The organism is Bacillus sp. SIMBA_154 (genome assembly GCF_046536015.1).
In the GTDB taxonomy this organism is placed as follows: domain Bacteria; phylum Bacillota; class Bacilli; order Bacillales; family Bacillaceae; genus Bacillus; species Bacillus pumilus_P.
Window position 1 is genome coordinate 1 of record NZ_JAWJBV010000116.1, and the last position, 340, is coordinate 340.

Here is a 340-nt window from a genome sequence, read left to right on the forward strand (position 1 = left end):
CCTTCTTGTGACCATTTCTTTGGCTTCAAGCTGTTTCAAGTGTCTTGTCACGGCTGCGCCATCAATATTCACCTTTTTCTGAAGATCGCTTTGGCTGATCTCATCGACGTAAAAAAGCACGGCGAGAAGCTCAAGGCGGGATTGGCTGATTCCGGTGCACGCTTCAAACTTCGTGCCGATCACTTTATGCAGTGATTGGAGCTGATATAAAATCTCGCCTTCCTCTGAACAACATGCTGTCAAAACCCATCCCCACTTTCTTTTGCGCAATTAATTGACTAGTCAATGTTTGATATATCAACAATATACAGCCTTCATTCTAATTTTGCAAGTATTTTCT

The 340-nt window shown here is 42.6% G+C and carries 1 protein-coding gene; it reads right to left on the reverse strand.

All coding sequences use genetic code 11. The features are described 5' to 3' along the window. Window positions 1–270 (reverse strand): MarR family winged helix-turn-helix transcriptional regulator (locus R0K30_RS21370; protein WP_410612782.1); only part of this gene is annotated, 270 nt, incomplete at its 3' end. Window positions 271–340 lie beyond the last annotated feature (70 nt).